Source organism: Mucilaginibacter sp. KACC 22773, assembly GCF_028736215.1.
Classification (GTDB): Bacteria; Bacteroidota; Bacteroidia; order Sphingobacteriales; family Sphingobacteriaceae; genus Mucilaginibacter.
This window is the reverse complement of record NZ_CP117883.1, coordinates 4216198-4232912: the sequence shown is the minus strand read 5'-3', so window position 1 is coordinate 4232912 and position 16715 is coordinate 4216198. Positions and strand designations below refer to the sequence as shown.

The 16715-nt window shown below is 42.5% G+C and carries 7 protein-coding genes, 2 tRNA genes and 3 rRNA genes; 10 read left to right on the top strand and 2 right to left on the bottom strand.

The genetic code is table 11. From position 1 onward, the window contains the following. The first annotated feature begins 71 nt into the window (after positions 1-71). The 7 genes from PQ469_RS17225 to rrf all read left to right on the top strand — a co-directional run bounded on the left by PQ469_RS17225 (position 72) and on the right by rrf (position 8762). The gene (locus tag PQ469_RS17225) at positions 72-1154 is read left to right on the top strand and encodes a glycoside hydrolase family 88 protein (RefSeq protein ID WP_337993738.1); all 1083 of its coding nucleotides are present in this window, start codon (positions 72-74) and stop codon (positions 1152-1154) included. Between the two features lie 492 nt (positions 1155-1646). Further along, on the top strand, positions 1647-2255 hold the full coding sequence (locus PQ469_RS17220) for a porin family protein (RefSeq protein WP_274208785.1): 609 nt from the start codon (positions 1647-1649) through the stop codon (positions 2253-2255). A gap of 890 nt (positions 2256-3145) precedes the next feature. Then, positions 3146-4667, top strand: a 16S ribosomal RNA gene (locus PQ469_RS17215). Between the two features lie 346 nt (positions 4668-5013). Beyond that, positions 5014-5088: transfer RNA gene (locus PQ469_RS17210), tRNA-Ile, on the top strand. Positions 5089-5185: 97 nt separating this feature from the next. Beyond that, a tRNA-Ala gene (locus PQ469_RS17205) sits at positions 5186-5262 on the top strand. A gap of 280 nt (positions 5263-5542) precedes the next feature. Further along, positions 5543-8421, top strand: a 23S ribosomal RNA gene (locus tag PQ469_RS17200). A 229-nt stretch (positions 8422-8650) separates the two neighbouring features. After that, positions 8651-8762, top strand: a 5S ribosomal RNA gene (rrf, locus tag PQ469_RS17195). Together the 16S, 23S and 5S rRNA genes with 2 tRNA genes alongside form the textbook arrangement of a ribosomal RNA operon. Positions 8763-9464: 702 nt before the next feature. On the opposite strand, the gene PQ469_RS17190 is transcribed toward rrf, so the two are convergent. After that, the gene (locus tag PQ469_RS17190; protein WP_274208784.1) at positions 9465-10775 is read right to left on the bottom strand and encodes a hypothetical protein; all 1311 of its coding nucleotides are present in this window, start codon (positions 10773-10775) and stop codon (positions 9465-9467) included. Between the two features lie 494 nt (positions 10776-11269). Here PQ469_RS17190 and PQ469_RS17185 point away from each other — a divergent pair, with 494 nt between their 5' ends. From PQ469_RS17185 to PQ469_RS17175, 3 genes are all read left to right on the top strand, one after another. After that, positions 11270-11641: a hypothetical protein gene (locus tag PQ469_RS17185; protein WP_274208783.1), complete on the top strand. Its 372-nt coding sequence runs from the start codon at positions 11270-11272 to the stop codon at positions 11639-11641. 18 nt (positions 11642-11659) lie between these two features. Continuing rightward, on the top strand, positions 11660-11983 hold the full coding sequence (locus PQ469_RS17180) for a hypothetical protein (RefSeq protein ID WP_274208782.1): 324 nt from the start codon (positions 11660-11662) through the stop codon (positions 11981-11983). A 477-nt stretch (positions 11984-12460) separates the two neighbouring features. Then, the gene (locus PQ469_RS17175) at positions 12461-12826 is read left to right on the top strand and encodes a hypothetical protein (RefSeq protein ID WP_274208781.1); all 366 of its coding nucleotides are present in this window, start codon (positions 12461-12463) and stop codon (positions 12824-12826) included. 363 nt (positions 12827-13189) lie between these two features. Here PQ469_RS17175 and PQ469_RS17170 read toward each other — a convergent pair whose 3' ends face one another. Then, on the bottom strand, positions 13190-16321 hold the full coding sequence (locus tag PQ469_RS17170; protein ID WP_274208780.1) for a P-loop NTPase fold protein: 3132 nt from the start codon (positions 16319-16321) through the stop codon (positions 13190-13192). Between the last annotated feature and the right edge of the window lie 394 nt (positions 16322-16715).

The window sequence follows — 16715 nt, the reverse complement described above, 5'->3', positions numbered from 1 at the left end:
TGCAATTAAATGCAATTGCTCAAAAAAATGTGTCAAAAGGCTTTGCCTTGGCTCAAAAGCAAACCGAGGTTATGCTATCCGCAATTGATCAGGCCAAAAGTTCCGGAAATGCCGGGGTAACACCACGTTCGTTAACGGCTAATGGCGATTTAGCATTGGTGCCTTCTAAAGATTGGTGCAGCGGTTTTTTTCCTGGCGAGCTTTGGTTCCTGTATCAATATTCAGGTCAGGAGAAATGGTTAAAACTGGCCAAAACATTTACCGCGTTTATTGAAGACCAAAAAACTAACGGAGGTACCCATGATATGGGTTTTAAAATTTATACCAGCGTGGGTAGCGGTTACCGCCTCACCAAAGATCCGCACTACCGGGATGTAATTATCGAAGGCGCAAAAACGCTTTCAACCCGGTTTAATCCAAAAGTGGGCTGTATTAAATCATGGGATAACAGGATATGGAAGTTTCCGGTTATTATTGATAACATGATGAACCTGGAGTTGCTTTTTGAAGCCACAAAGCTTTCGGGCGATTCATCGTTTTATAAAATTGCTGTCACTCATGCCAATACCACAATGAAAAATCATTTCAGGGCAAACTACAGTTCCTATCATGTAGTAAGTTATGATCCCGAAACCGGCGAAGTGCTTAAAAAACAAACCCACCAGGGCTATGCCGATGAATCGGCATGGTCACGCGGGCAAAGCTGGGCCCTGTACGGTTATACCATGTGTTACCGCGAAACCAAGGATAAAGCTTACCTGCGCCAGGCAGAAAATGTTGCCAAATTTATTTTAGATAATCCTGTTTTGCCACGGGATCTTGTGCCCTATTGGGACTACAATGCCCCTAACATACCAAATGAACAGCGCGATGTGTCGGCTGCCGCAGTAATGGCTTCAGCATTATATGAGCTAAGTACTTATAGTACCAATGGGAAATTGTACCGGGGGAAAGCCGATTTAATAGTTAAAAACTTAACCGATCGTTACACAGCAGGGCCCGGTACAAGCAAAGGTTTTATTTTGCTGCACAGCACAGGATCAAGGCCAGCTAATACCGAAGTAGATGTGCCCTTAAGCTACGCCGATTATTATTATCTGGAAGCCCTGTTAAGGCAAAAGCACCTGGCCGACAAAAAACCGGTGGTAGATTGATCTTAATAACTTCTACAAGTTTGCTGCTTGTAAACGTGATTCTTGTGTGGCAACCCGACAGTGAGAATGGGGACAGTGGTTGCCCTGTTGGATAAAATAGATTGGAGTTAGAAAGAACCGGTAATTTACTGGAACACTTGTATAGTAGCCTGCTCAAAGGGGACAGGATCCCCTTTGAGGATTTTGTCCCCTTTTTTCGTTATTGTCTTTTTGGATAGATTTTCATGGAAGTTTTTTTGCCGCTCTTTATCGAATGCGAATTGCATTGAAGTTTTCTTGGTAATTGTGCGCTCTCCCCTCAACTGTTACGTATAATCCTGCAAAAAAATATAACAGCACTTTTTAACTGACCCTATTATATCCCGCCTCCGGCCCAACTTTGCCCGCTTCGGTTACATTTTACTGTAATACCGTTGATTTACCCCGCACCTTTGATCTCAATGAATCGGTCAGCCAGCTGACGGCACAAAAAATAACACAAAAAAGAAAATTATGAAAAAGCTATTATTAATGCTTGTTGTTTTGGTTGCAGTATCAACCAAAGGTTTTAGTCAGACAACTCCCGAGAATCAAAGTTTCGGTCAAAAACTAATGAAGAAGTTGGAATTCGGTATTACCGCCGGGGGGAACTATAGTAATTTTACCGGCGCCACTTTTGCCACAGACCCGCTCCCTGGCTTCCACGCCGGGCTTACTGTTGCTTATAAATTCACTGACAACTTTATGGTGCAGGAGGAATTTTTATACTCGCTGCAAGGTGCCAAAGTTAAGGCAGGCATACTGGGGACGCAGGATATAAAACTTTCCTATGCATCTGTTCCAATCCTTTTTAAATACCGTACCGATGGTGGTTTCTTTGTTGAGGCCGGCCCTCAGGCAAGCTTCAAGGTAAAAGAAGATCTTGGCGGTATAACCGACTCTAAATTTGCTAAAAAGGTTGATTTTGGTATGGCGGGTGGCCTTGGTTATCAATCTAAAATTGGTTTGGGCATTGGTGCAAGGTATGTTTATGGTATGCAAAAAGTTCAGGAAACACCGTCTCCCGTTTTGGGCGACTTTAAGAATAACAGTATTCAGGCCAGTGTTTTCTACGTTTTTTAACGGAATCTACCTCAAATCAATATATAATAATGAAAGTCCCGGTTGCATAGCGCACCGGGATTTTTATTTTAGGTTCAGATGGATCATAAAGATTCTTTGCCTCCGGTGTAAAGGCGTTTTTGATGCTGGTGAGAGTATAGGACTGCGATATTTTAATTTACACAACACCCCATTTATCTCATTTCTGCTACAATCTGTTGTTGATTGATGGCAAATGCAATTTTTTCCTCGTTGATAATTAACATGTTATACACGGTTGTTAAGTAAATATTAAAAACAGTTTGCATAAGTGTTAAAAGCGTGTACCTTTGCAGCCCGCAAATAAGGAAGCGGGATTGTTCTTAGAAAGGTTGCTGAAGGAGTTTTTGAAGCAGGAATAGGTAGAGGGTTTAGAAAAAAGGAAACTAAAAAAAACTTCAGATAAAATTTCGGAAAGCAAAAAAGTTTACTACTTTTGCACCCCGCCACCGAGGGAGAAAAGAGAGGGGTAGGCGGCCAAAACGGAAGAGATTCTTTGAAGATCGAGAGATAAAAAAAAAGAAAAAATAAGTTTTGGAAAAGTAAAAAGGTTTTCTACCTTTGCAGACCCAAACGGAGGGTTGCTTTAAGGAGCAAAAGAAGTTAAAAAGCCGGAGCGATTCCGGTAATAGAAATGACAAATCAGACAAGGCAACTTGTAAAGATTATATAGCGGATTCGGATGATGAAGCGGGAAAGTTCTTTTAAGAAATAGAAAATCATGTAGAGTAACAACTCAAACAAAAAGAAGCTGCAAGGCGGAAAAGAGTAAGAGGAGTTATGATAACAACAAGTTGGATACTGTATAAAGATATAATAATTATACAGATTCTATTATTAATAATAGGGTCAGTGAACAAACGAGACATTTTACAATGGAGAGTTTGATCCTGGCTCAGGATGAACGCTAGCGGCAGGCCTAATACATGCAAGTCGGACGGGATAGAAGAGCTTGCTTTTCTTGAGAGTGGCGCACGGGTGCGTAACACGTATGTAACCTACCTTGTTCAGGGGGATAGCCTCTCGAAAGAGAGATTAAGACCGCATAACATTATGATATGGCATCGTATTATAATCAAATATTTATAGGAACAAGATGGGCATGCGGAACATTAGCTAGTTGGTAAGGTAACGGCTTACCAAGGCTACGATGTTTAGGGGATCTGAGAGGATGACCCCCCACACTGGTACTGAGACACGGACCAGACTCCTACGGGAGGCAGCAGTAAGGAATATTGGTCAATGGGCGGAAGCCTGAACCAGCCATGCCGCGTGCAGGAAGACGGCCCTACGGGTTGTAAACTGCTTTTGTACGGGAATAAACCTTTGGTCGTGACCAAAGCTGAATGTACTGTAAGAATAAGGATCGGCTAACTCCGTGCCAGCAGCCGCGGTAATACGGAGGATCCAAGCGTTATCCGGATTTATTGGGTTTAAAGGGTGCGTAGGTGGCTTATTAAGTCAGGGGTGAAAGACGGTAGCTTAACTATCGCAGTGCCTTTGATACTGATGAGCTTGAATGAACTAGAGGTAGGCGGAATGTGACAAGTAGCGGTGAAATGCATAGATATGTCACAGAACACCAATTGCGAAGGCAGCTTACTATGGTTAGATTGACACTGAGGCACGAAAGCGTGGGGATCAAACAGGATTAGATACCCTGGTAGTCCACGCCCTAAACGATGAATACTCGATGTTGGCGATATACGGTCAGCGTCTAAGCGAAAGCGTTAAGTATTCCACCTGGGGAGTACGCCCGCAAGGGTGAAACTCAAAGGAATTGACGGGGGCCCGCACAAGCGGAGGAGCATGTGGTTTAATTCGATGATACGCGAGGAACCTTACCCGGGCTTGAAAGTTAGTGAATTGAGCAGAGACGCTCAAGTCCTTCGGGACACGAAACTAGGTGCTGCATGGCTGTCGTCAGCTCGTGCCGTGAGGTGTTGGGTTAAGTCCCGCAACGAGCGCAACCCCTATGTTTAGTTGCCAGCACGTTAAGGTGGGGACTCTAAACAGACTGCCTATGCAAATAGAGAGGAAGGAGGGGACGACGTCAAGTCATCATGGCCCTTACGTCCGGGGCTACACACGTGCTACAATGGGCAGTACAGAGGGCAGCTACCTGGCAACAGGATGCCAATCTCCAAAAGCTGTTCACAGTTCGGATCGGGGTCTGCAACTCGACCCCGTGAAGTTGGATTCGCTAGTAATCGCGTATCAGCAATGACGCGGTGAATACGTTCCCGGGCCTTGTACACACCGCCCGTCAAGCCATGGAAGCTGGAAGTGCCTGAAGTGCGTAACCGCAAGGAGCGTCCTAGGGTAAAGTCGGTAACTGGGGCTAAGTCGTAACAAGGTAGCCGTACCGGAAGGTGTGGCTGGAATACCTCCTTTCTGGAGCAGTATCGATACATCAGTTATTGTAACAAGTTACCTACATGATTATTTCTTAAAATTGGTTGATTGGTTTATTGAGTTAGATTAAGTTGAATAGGTTATATGCTATATATAATACAAAACAACAAATCAGTAATTCACTAATTCAGTCATTCAATAATTAAACACAAAAAGGAAACCCAAAAGATGAAGCCATCTATGTGGAGCGAAGCCGAAAGGTGAGCTGGGACACAGTTGGCAGTTCACAGTGGGCAGTAAAGAGCAGTTAGCAGTTGGCAACAAGAGCTAACTACAAAGCAGTACAAGCTGCAAACTGCAAACTAAAGACTGCAAACTGAAATATAGTCCTGTAGCTCAGCTTGGTTAGAGCACTACACTGATAATGTAGGGGTCAGCAGTTCAAATCTGCTCGGGACTACAAGCGCAGCGAAGCTGCGAGTGGGTAGTAAACAGTTCACAGTAGGCAGTAAAAAAAGGCTGCAAACTGCAAACTCAAAACTGCAAACTCATCTTAAGGGGGATTAGCTCAGCTGGCTAGAGCACCTGCCTTGCACGCAGGGGGTCAACGGTTCGAATCCGTTATTCTCCACCAGTAGATGTGCAAATGTTAGATATGCAGATATGCAAATGAGAAATCATCTGCACATTTGAAATCTGAAATCGGCACATCCGCGAACGTTCTTTGACATATTGGAAGAAGTAATAAAAAAGAGAAGACAACAGTATAGAGGACTGTTGCAGGCTTTTGAATATTGCGGAAAAGTAAAAAAGGAGAAAGGCTTCGGTCTTGCTACTTGATACTAAGTACTTGATACTAAAAACGGCAACAAGAATCAAAAAGCATACTATACGAGCAAAAGGCGTATAAGTAGAAGAAAGTAAGAAAGGGTACACGGGGGATGCCTTGGCTCTCAGAGGCGATGAAAGACGTGATAAGCTGCGATAAGCTACGGGGATTTGCAAATAAGATTTGATCCGTAGATTTCTGAATGGGGAAACCTAACTATTTGAAGAATAGTTGCATAAATGCGCAAACCTGCTGAACTGAAACATCTAAGTAAGCAGAGGAAGAGAAAATAATAATGATTTCCTGAGTAGTGGCGAGCGAAAGGGAAGAAGCCCAAACCAATTATGTTACGGCATAATTGGGGTTGTAGGACCACAATATGAAAATCAAACAAAACCGGAACGGGGTGGGAAACCCGGCCATAGAGCATGACAGCTGCGTACGGGTAATGAATGATAGGATAGTGGTATCCTGAGTACCGCGAGGTCGGAGACGCCTTGTGGGAATCTGCCGGCACCATCCGGTAAGGCTAAATACTCCTGAGAGACCGATAGTGAACCAGTACCGTGAGGGAAAGGTGAAAAGAACCCCGAACAGGGGAGTGAAATAGAACCTGAAACCGTGTACTTACAAGCGGTCGGAGCAGAGCAATCTGTGACGGCGTGCCTTTTGCATAATGAGCCTACGAGTTACTCTTTCCTGGCAAGGTTAAGTGTTTAAGACACGGATCCGAAGCGAAAGCGAGTCTGAATAGGGCGTATAGTCAGGGGAGGTAGACGCGAAACCTTGTGATCTACCCATGGACAGGTTGAAGGTGCCGTAACAGGTACTGGAGGACCGAACCGATAAACGTTGAAAAGTTTCCGGATGATTTGTGGGTAGGGGTGAAAGGCTAATCAAACTGGGAAATAGCTCGTACTCCCCGAAATGTTTTTAGGAACAGCCTGGCGGTTGAGTTAATAAGAGGTAGAGCTACTAATTGGGTGCGGGGGAGTCAAATCCTACCAAATCCAGATAAACTCCGAATGCTTATTAATATACGCTGGAGTGAGGCTCTGGGTGCTAAGGTCCAGGGCCGAGAGGGAAAGAACCCAGACCATCAGCTAAGGTCCCCAAATTACTGCTAAGTTGAACTAACGAGGTCCGATTGCACAGACAGCTAGGATGTTGGCTTGGAAGCAGCCATTCATTTAAAGAGTGCGTAACAGCTCACTAGTCGAGCGATCGGGCATGGATAATAAACGGGCATCAAGCAGTATACCGAAGCTATGGATTTGCAGCAATGCATCTGGTAGGGGAGCATTCTATTATCCGGCGAAGCAGGAGGGACAACCGACTGTGGAGGGAATAGAAAAGCAAATGTAGGCATAAGTAACGATAAGGCGGGAGAGAAACCCGCCCACCGAAAGACTAAGGTTTCCTGATCAACGCTAATCGGATCAGGGTTAGTCGGGGCCTAAGGTGAAGCCGAAGGGCGTAGCCGATGGACAACTGGTTAATATTCCAGTACTTTTTATAACTGCGATGCGGTGACGGAGTAGTGACACTGACGCGAACTGACGGAATAGTTCGTTAAAGGCCGTAGGTATATGGACTGTAGTTAAGTACGCAGACCATGCTGAAAGCTGATAGTATACCAAATCTTCGGAGGCGGTAATAGTTCAGGTAATCAGACTTCCAAGAAAACCCGCTAAGCTTCAGGTTATAAAAACCCGTACCGTAAACCGACACAGGTAGTCGAGGAGAGAATCCTAAGGTGCTCGAGTGAATCATGGCTAAGGAACTCGGCAAAATGGCCCTGTAACTTCGGGAGAAGGGGCGCTTTCAGCAATGGAAGCCGCAGTGAAAAGGCCCAGGCGACTGTTTAACAAAAACACATGGCTATGCAAAATCGAAAGATGACGTATATGGCCTGACACCTGCCCGGTGCCGGAAGGTTAAGAGGGGATGTTAGTCGCAAGGCGAAGCATTGAATCGAAGCCCCGGTAAACGGCGGCCGTAACTATAACGGTCCTAAGGTAGCGAAATTCCTTGTCGGGTAAGTTCCGACCTGCACGAATGGTGTAACGATCTGGGCGCTGTCTCAGCCATGAGCTCGGTGAAATTGTGGTATCGGTGAAGACGCCGGTTACCCGCAACGGGACGGAAAGACCCCATGCACCTTCACTACAACTTAACATTGATATCGGATACAGGATGTGTAGGATAGGTGGGAGACTGTGATCCAGCTTCGCTAGGAGTTGGTTAGTCAACGTTGAAATACCACCCTTTCTGTATTTGGTGTCTAACTCTGCACAGCGGAGGACATTGTTTGGCGGGTAGTTTGACTGGGGTGGTCGCCTCCAAAAAGGTAACGGAGGCTTTCAAAGGTAAGCTCAGTACGCTTGGTAACCGTACGTGGAGTGCAATAGCATAAGCTTGCTTGACTGTGAGGCAGACAAGCCGAGCAGGGTCGAAAGACGGATATAGTGATCCGGTGGTTCTGCATGGAAGGGCCATCGCTCAAAGGATAAAAGGTACGCTGGGGATAACAGGCTGATCTCCCCCAAGAGCTCATATCGACGGGGAGGTTTGGCACCTCGATGTCGGCTCGTCACATCCTGGGGCTGGAGAAGGTCCCAAGGGTTGAGCTGTTCGCTCATTAAAGTGGCACGCGAGCTGGGTTCAGAACGTCGCGAGACAGTTCGGTCCCTATCTGTTGTGGGCGTTGGAAGTTTGAGTGGGGCTGACCTTAGTACGAGAGGACCGGGTTGGACTAACCTCTGGTGAATCTGTTATGGCGCCAGCTGTATTGCAGAGTAGCTACGTTGGGAATAGATAAGCGCTGAAAGCATCTAAGTGCGAAACTAGCCACAAGATGAGACTTCCATTGAGGGTCGTAGCAGACTACTACGTTGATAGGTCATAGGTATAAAGGTGGTGACATCATAGCCGAGTGATACTAATTGCCCGAAGCTTTCTCATAGCAGGTAATAATAGTGGTTGATAGCAAATGGATCATAGTTCATAGTAATATGTGCGATGAACCATGAACTATCAACCATGAACACACTAATATTGTTGTTTTCTCTGATTAATTACTTCTTTCAATAATATGTCATTGTTAAGGCAGAAAGGCCAAAGGATAAAGGCAAAAGGTATTAAAAACCTTTCACCCTTCACCTTTAAGCTTTCACCTCAACATTAAAAATATTCAGGTGCCTATATCGGCGGTGTCTACCTCTTCCCATTCCGAACAGAGAAGTCAAGCCCGCCAGAGCCGATGGTACTGCGGTAAAACGTGGGAGAGTAGGTCGGTGCCAAATCTTAAATCAAGCCCTTGCTGGAAACAGTCAAGGGCTTTTTTGCGTTCCATTGGTTCACTCGTTCATTGGTCATTGGTGTTCGGTTGGATACCATACCGTTCGGGTGTTCGGGGGCGAATACTTATATTGTTTGCAATCAGCGGGTTAAGTGTTTGGGCAATCCAAAAACATGAACTTCACCGGCTGATCAGCGCCTCCGTTCGCAGGCATAGCCATGTTATAATCCATCAATCTTCAGAATAGCACAGCGGAATAGGGTATCCCTGCCGGCACCTCGTCAGCTCCTTATCTGCCATCATCGGGCTACTATCGGGTACCCTTAATGCTGCCAATATGCACCCTTCGGGTACCGGGGTTTGGGTGTGGGCTGTTTTTGGTGTGGGGATGAGTAGGAAAGTCCATTATGTTGTATTGGTAATTCCTGTTGACAGAATTGCGGTGGGGTAAGTACCCTGTAGCGGCGGGGCATTTGAAGATATAGAACCGAACCATGCGTCACGAATCACCCACCGTAAGCCTGTTCGCAGGGTAGTAGTTGCGGCCGGGCCGCGGGGTGTAGTTGTGCCGGGCAGGCCGGTGGTTAATCCTATTTAATCAGAACGGTCGTTACAGAAATCCAGGTGGGCCCGCCTGGTGCGGGCTTACCCGGGTAGTTGTTTTGAGGCTTATTTTATCCGAAGTTATTGTGCCTGCCTGAAAAAATTATTGCCTGCCGAAGAGCCATTTTACCCCCAGGCTCATGTATCTGTTGGCCGCGTAATAATTGCTGTTGTTGGTGTAATAAGCGTATGGAGCAAAGCCGAACGAAATTTCTGCTTTCCTGTTGAACATTACCCCGGCCTGTACCGGGAAATTAACCCATAACGAACTAAGGTTAAATGGTTGGGGCACAGCCGTAGTGCCGTTATTGGCATTCGCATCGGCAAGGCGGAATTTATTGTTCGAATACACCGAATAATTAAGCCCCATCCCGCCGCCCAGGTACACCTTAACATCATCCTTGTTATAAAAGTTAAATATTACCTGTGGCGTAAGCGAAGTGGTGTACTGGTTAAATGAATAAATCTCGTTGGTGGTTATCGTGTTGATGGTTACCGGGTACGGCAGCTGCGGCCTGATGTACCCGAACGACAGCTCGGCCCTGAATATAAATTGCTGAACGTTGGGGTTGCTAAACAAATCAACCCCCAAACTTATTTTGGGCGTTACAGAACTGTAGGTTGATACCGTTGTTGTGGTAAAATTATGCACATCATTCACTTTGGTATCGGTGTTCACCAGCGCAATACCAACAAACAGCCTGGCGCCCGATTGCCTCTTAGCGGCAACGGCCTGGCCGGCGTTCAGCTGGTTCACCAAAGCTTCCAGGGCTGCATCGTCAAAGGCAGCCTGCTGGGCCCGGGCAATCAGCTTGCCGTTTGCGGGGGCATATTTATTAATGTGCCACAAAAATTGGCCCTTGTACACGTCCGATGTTATAATCTGCTTGCCGGGGTTATAGTATACGTGGTACCTCAGCTCGGCCGGTTCGGCGGCGGTTTCGGCAATAAAAAAGCGGGTTTTAATATCGTCGCGGTGCTTAAAAAGCGTTAAATGTTCGCCCGTTGCCAGGCGCTTTAAAAATATCGAAGCCACCGTTTGGGTGGTATCAAAACCATCGGGCAAATCGGGGAAACTGGTTTTATCCATACTTACCGGGCCGGTATAACTCATATAAGTTTCCGCGCCGCTTATCCCAAACCCTTTAATAGCCTTAGCATCAAGCTGCTGTACCTGGTTACCCGTTTTCTCAACCTTAAAGTCGACAAGTATGGGCGATTGCTGCCAGTCGCGGTAATTAATATACCCTTTTACGGTATCGCCGTTATTTTTTAAAATATAACCCGCATGATAGTTTGATTGTGCAAAAATAGCCAGCGGAAAAGCTATTAACAGGATAAGGCAAAAAGGCTTCAAATACATATCGCGACTTGGTTCAGACGCCAAATATAACATAATTCTGTTGCGTATCATGTGCTGCGTGTCGCCAATTTAAAAACCCGCATACCAACCAAAAAAAGTCTTGATACTTGCTACTAACTACTTGATACTAAAACCCCCCATCCCCGCACACAAGCCAAAAAAAGTCTTACTACTTACTACTTGCTACTTACTACTAAAATGGCGTTCCCTGCGGGCCGGGCTTTACATTCATACGCCTGCAGGCATTACGCTCGTGGGCCGGTACCCATTTCAATCCCTAACGCAAACGCCGGGAAATTGTAAACCTAAGGCCTCCCAATAAAATCCAGGTTTGCACGCGGGTACCCAGGCCTGCCGCAGCATTAAAGGTTGCTTTTCTACAGCAGATGCAACAAAGTCGAACGAATTTGCAACATATGAGTAGGTGTTTTATTTGGTCGACTAAGTTTATTTGCAAAGAAATAAATGACACTTATGGTTAATTAATTAACTGTATTGATGGTATTTATTGCTCTTAATTTAAATAATTAAAAAAAACAAAAACCATGAAACACAAACAGTATGAAGTTGATCCGGAAATGACCAACAGTTTAATCCAAACCATCAACCATCCTAACTTTAAAAAGTTTATTTCGGATATCGAGGCGCAGCCCGAAGCAGAGCGGCTTGAATATGCCCGTAAAATTACCAATATCGATGAAATGAGAAAAAGGCATATCCCCATCAACGAGAAATTCAGGATCACGTTGCGGACTTTTGAAGATCCCTCACATCCACTGGCATCATTTGATTATAACCCCTCAAAAGATGATGATGCCTTAAGGATAGGAGGCACGCATACCATTTGTGGTTCTGTTGGCTATATTGCCTGCGCTACCTACGGTTACTCGTGGCCTGCAACCGATACACCTCAATAACTTAATTTTTTTTGACATATGACACAATCCTTAGTAACATACACCGAAGACGAATTGAAAAGTGTTTATGCCGAGCTGATCTCTTTTTACAACGATGAACCGTTTCAAAAAGTGGTTGCCGAACTTTTTTCAATACCAGATAGAAGCGGGCGCTTTGAGTTTGTAAAAGAGCAACTGATAAACAAGGAATATTTGCTTGCAAAAGGTGTTGATGTGCATGAAGACATCATTGTTCAACGGTCGTATTTTTACGATAACCGCCCAACATTATTTTGCCTTACCAAATACCTGCAGGATAAAAAAAGAAAAGTGACGATAACTATCGACGACGGCGCTTTTTAATGCGGCGCTGGTTTTTGCCGGCTAAATGAAACGCCAGGTTCACTTGAGCCTGGCGTTTTGTTGTTAAGTGACGTTTTGAGGCGTTAGCTAACCAGGCGAAAGTATAGCATATTCGCGTGCGCTATTGGTAGTGTTGTTGATAAGATCGACCATAGGCCGACAAGCTAAAACGGTTTACAAATTGCCCTCCTTTTTGCTTACGCACGTGTGTCGTTATCCAATTGCCGGTATCGAACTGGAAAATATATACTGTGTCATGGCGTTTACCTATCAGCGGCACACACGAAACGGGTAGGTCAGCATAGGATAAAATCGGCGATAGCCTGGGATGCTAAAACGATTTTATAAATTGCGCACGTGTTTCAACCTGTGGGCAGTCTGATAACACCGACCAGAAGCTAAATGAAACAACAAGACTCACAATTACATTGGTATATGAGAGGATTGGAAATGGGGAATAAATAATTAAATTGAATTATGAAACAGTATTTAACCGAAGAGCAGATTAAATCCAACGTAAGACTTGGCAAATCCATAGAACAGTGGTTAGGTTTTACCGGGGAAGATGATTACGTGATACTTAAATGGTTAAGGATCGATAAGGAGAAAAATCAAGGCTATTCAGTATCATATTTTGAATCCTTCGACGAAGGAAATGAAGACTTATTAGACATTTACGGGTTTTCATTATTAGATCCTGATGAGCCTTTCGGAGTAATAAATACGTTTGCATCAATTGATGAAGCCTTGGAATTCGCAACTCAAACATATAATGCATCCAATACCAAATATGTTTCGGCCGGAATGATTCAAGATGAGTATAGGGATTATCTTAACCGATAATTGTAAACTATAAATAATATAACACAGAATGCAAGAGCTTACTATGCGCACTACCGCGTAGATAACCAGCAACCGCAAGCGTTTTGTCGCTGCCGCAAGGCTCCAGCCTTGTGGGCCGCTGATAGGTAAACGCCATGATAAGTAAATGAATATGCAAATCCCGGATGTTTAATTTCATCCAGGGTTTTGTATTTTAAACAAAGCAAAAGAGTAATACAAGAACTTAAGGTTAACAACAAACATTGTGGATTGTCCTAAAGGCATGGCGTAAACTTAGCATGTGGGCCACAAGGCTGGAGTCTTGCGACAGCGGCGGAGGCAGCCACAGATTCAATAAATTTATAGTGGTTATCTGCGCCGAGTTTATCTTTTATTGTCTTTGCTATCTTTTAGCTTAATTCCTAAGATTTCAATAAGCCCAGACAAATAGTTTTTACCCTCGTCTATCAAGACTTGTAACTCGTTATTAAAATCCTCTTTTTCTTCGCTGTTCTGATAAATTGAAATAATTGTCTCATGATAGTTTACGATTACACTAACACACGCGGGGTCTTCAAGAACTTCTTTCCGGCAAATACGACGTAATGCTGAAGGTTGACTGTTGAGGTCGCCGTGCTCGAATAACCAAGAACCGAAAAATTTAAACATTGTGCTATCTATTTCTTTGGCACTAAGGAACAAGTCTCTAACATCTTTTACCGCAGAACGTATCGAATTAATATTACATTTAAATATAATGTTAATCCAAACATCTTTATCAGGAATCGGAAGTTCACTTTTAGCGATCTTTAGTAGACATATTTTAACCGCAGAAACTGCCTGAGCAGAAAATTGATTTTTCAATACTATTAACGCGGCTTTAACAGTTGTTGAATTCGGGTCTGAAAATTCCTTTTGCCAGGTGTCGTAATTTATCGTATTGAAATATGCATTTGAAATTTCAATAATCCTTAGTGTCAAGTTGTTAGATATTTTAAGACACCCCTCTAAAAAATTTGTATTTTTTATTATACCAATTACATTCTGTATAGTAATAATTTTACTGTCCCAGTTATTTAGCCTTTTAATAATCGTATCTACAGGAAGGTTAATTGCTGTTGTTATGGCATCGACATCTTTTAAAACATTCAATAATGATATTTTAGGGCTCAACGGTGGATTTTCTGTTAAAAAAGAAGCTACAGACTTTACCAGTGGAGATTCGAAAGTCAAAAGATTGATTAAAATATCTCCGTATTCTATAAAAGATGTAATCTGCATCGAAAGACTTTTAATCAATTCATCATCTGTAGATTGTAATAGTTCTACAAAGTAGCTTGAATACGATTGAAAATCGTTCCATTTGGCAATTCGCATGCTAATAATATCGTAGTAAAATACATCTTTAACTGTTAAATTGACGAAATGGGTGTAGATATACGAATCGTTAAGCAAGACTTTTACAGTACCTTTTGATGCATTTTTATACGCCTGATAAAGTGCCGAAACAGATTGCCTATCACTCTGTTCTTCTGTAATTCGTGTCTCCAACGAATCGGTATATTTCTTTAAATTATAACTCGTTTTTATTCGACTTAAATAACTTGAATTTTCTAATTCATCTTTATCTCTTATTGCTATAAGAGCATCGTTTAATTCTAATTCGTCGACAGTTATCTTGTAAGTATTGGAGTCATCTTTTGATTTAATCAAATTGATGAAATCATCCGCCGGAGTTCGCCGCGTTTTCAGAAAGTTTTTAACTTCAAGATCTATTCTACTACTTTTAATGGTATTCTCAATCGACCGAATGCTATCATAATAGTCAGTTGCAATAAATTTTGAAGAATTTATAAGTAGATTAATCAATCCTTTTAGAAAACCTTTTTTATCTGAAACTTTCTGCAAAAGCACTAATTGATAGCTATTAACCTTCGCGTCTTTAACGGATTCAACTTTGGGATTTAATTTGTAGTATAAATCATCCCAAGTTTGCTGTTTTATTTTGTCTCCTAAATCATTTAATGTGTTTACGGCGTTTTCGTAGTTTTCTACGAGCACTATAGTCTTTTCTAAAATTACTTGGAAGACGGCATATTCACTTATGCTTTGAATCTCTTCTACATCGTTGTTATCCAAAGCACTTTTCAATTTATCGGTAAAGATGACTTCTAATGACCTTTCGTGATCTATCTGATAAATCAATGCTGCAATATACTGAGGTAACTTTTCATCTGGTTGATATAGAAAATTTAGACTTCCTAAATAGGACGGGTTTACTATCTGCTGATCGGGTTCGCTCAAAATAGTCGATTTTGCAACAACAAAAAGAGCTACATATCGAAGCGGAACATTGGTGTTAATTTGGCTGGTAGTAACACATTCATTTATAAAAACAACAATTTCACGTGGCGTTTTGGTGTTAGCCAAATGGTCAAACACTTGAATTACCTTTTGAAATTCTTCTCCTAATTCATTAAAGGCTTTTGTCCATTTAATTTCAAAATATTTTCTCCAATCTGATAAAATTGGAGGCGAAACGCGGTAAACTACGTCAAAAGTTTTGTTGATGAAATCGTCAGTATAGTTGCGTTTTGGCTCCTCATTATGTTTAAATGCATTCTTTATATTTTGTCTATCGAAAGGGATTAAAACTTTAATTTTATCGTATCTGCTTTCCGCAAAAAAAGTATGAATAGACGACCATAACTCTGTAATTTTTTGATCGGGCAGTCTATCCATATTGTCGAAAACAATCACCAATCGGTTTTTTCCTAAATCTTCTGAAATGGCTTTCATCCAATCGCGAAATTTTTTTACGGATGGCTCATCTTCGGAAATAGTTTCAAACGTGATTTCTTCTTTTTGTGTTTGCTGATAAATATGAAAAAGCTTGTGCACCGCTTCGTTCAATCTTTGCCTTACTTTTAAAGTTTTACTCGTTTTGCTGCAATAGTAATATATAAAGAAAACCATCAAACAAATAACCGGAATAGCAGTAATTACAACTTTTAGCCAATTACAGTCTGTAAATTCTGAAATTGACTTAAACAAAGGTGTAAGTATCAATATTAGGCCTGAAAATACAATGCCTAAACTTAAGCTTGGAATGGATCTTTTTTGGGTTTCTTTAGACTTGGCAAGAAGCTGTTTAAGTTTATTTGTCCATTTGTCAAAATCTTCAATAACAGCTTTGCCTTTATTATCGGCAGTTAAAAAATGCGTAAGCTCTTCTAAAATAGACCTCCTTTGTAGATCTTCCTGGTGTCCCCAAGCATCATAAATAAAGAAACGATACTTGCCTTGATGGCGTGCTTCTAACTTACTTTTAATTATCTCAATTAAATTTGATTTGCCTGAGCCCCAGCCTCCATCGATGCCAATTATTTGACAAGTGTCATTGATGCTTATATTTTTAGAAATATATTCTCCCACCCTAGCCTGTGACTGGCCTTCGAAAAGATCCTCGCCAACTGGCGCGTTAGTGAGTAGTTGCGGAAACGAATCTTCCATCATAATATGGTAAATAGAGTAATCATTAAATATTTTTATAATTTTAGCATAGCTTTGAAAATACTCAATAAATTCGTGGGCGCCGTCGAATAATATTTTTATGTAAAACATTATTCGCGACATAAACGCTAATTGACACGGATTTAAAGCATTTATTGGCAAAGCCGGATAATCCGGTTATCTCGATTACGTAATTGGGGACATCATTTGATCATTTAGGTTTCTAAAAATAACAAACTATATTGAATTAAAACAGATTAGGATAAACATCTTTATAAAAGATAAGTATTATCTATAGTAAAATTTCTGTCTATTCGCTTCTCCAACAAGTTTATTGATGTTCTCGGGGACGTGAATTTCCGCCTTGTTGGTGTTCCCGCCCGAACTTTGTTTGAGT

Bases quoted from the DNA above. Each gene is read 5' to 3' on its own strand.
- PQ469_RS17225 (WP_337993738.1), top strand. From the start codon at position 72: ATGCTATCCGCAATTGATCAGGCCAAAAGTTCCGGAAATGCCGGGGTA.
- PQ469_RS17220 (WP_274208785.1), top strand. From the start codon at position 1,647: ATGAAAAAGCTATTATTAATGCTTGTTGTTTTGGTTGCAGTATCAACC.
- PQ469_RS17190 (WP_274208784.1), bottom strand. From the start codon at position 10,775: ATGATACGCAACAGAATTATGTTATATTTGGCGTCTGAACCAAGTCGC.
- PQ469_RS17185 (WP_274208783.1), top strand. From the start codon at position 11,270: ATGAAACACAAACAGTATGAAGTTGATCCGGAAATGACCAACAGTTTA.
- PQ469_RS17180 (WP_274208782.1), top strand. From the start codon at position 11,660: ATGACACAATCCTTAGTAACATACACCGAAGACGAATTGAAAAGTGTT.
- PQ469_RS17175 (WP_274208781.1), top strand. From the start codon at position 12,461: ATGAAACAGTATTTAACCGAAGAGCAGATTAAATCCAACGTAAGACTT.
- PQ469_RS17170 (WP_274208780.1), bottom strand. From the start codon at position 16,321: ATGATGGAAGATTCGTTTCCGCAACTACTCACTAACGCGCCAGTTGGC.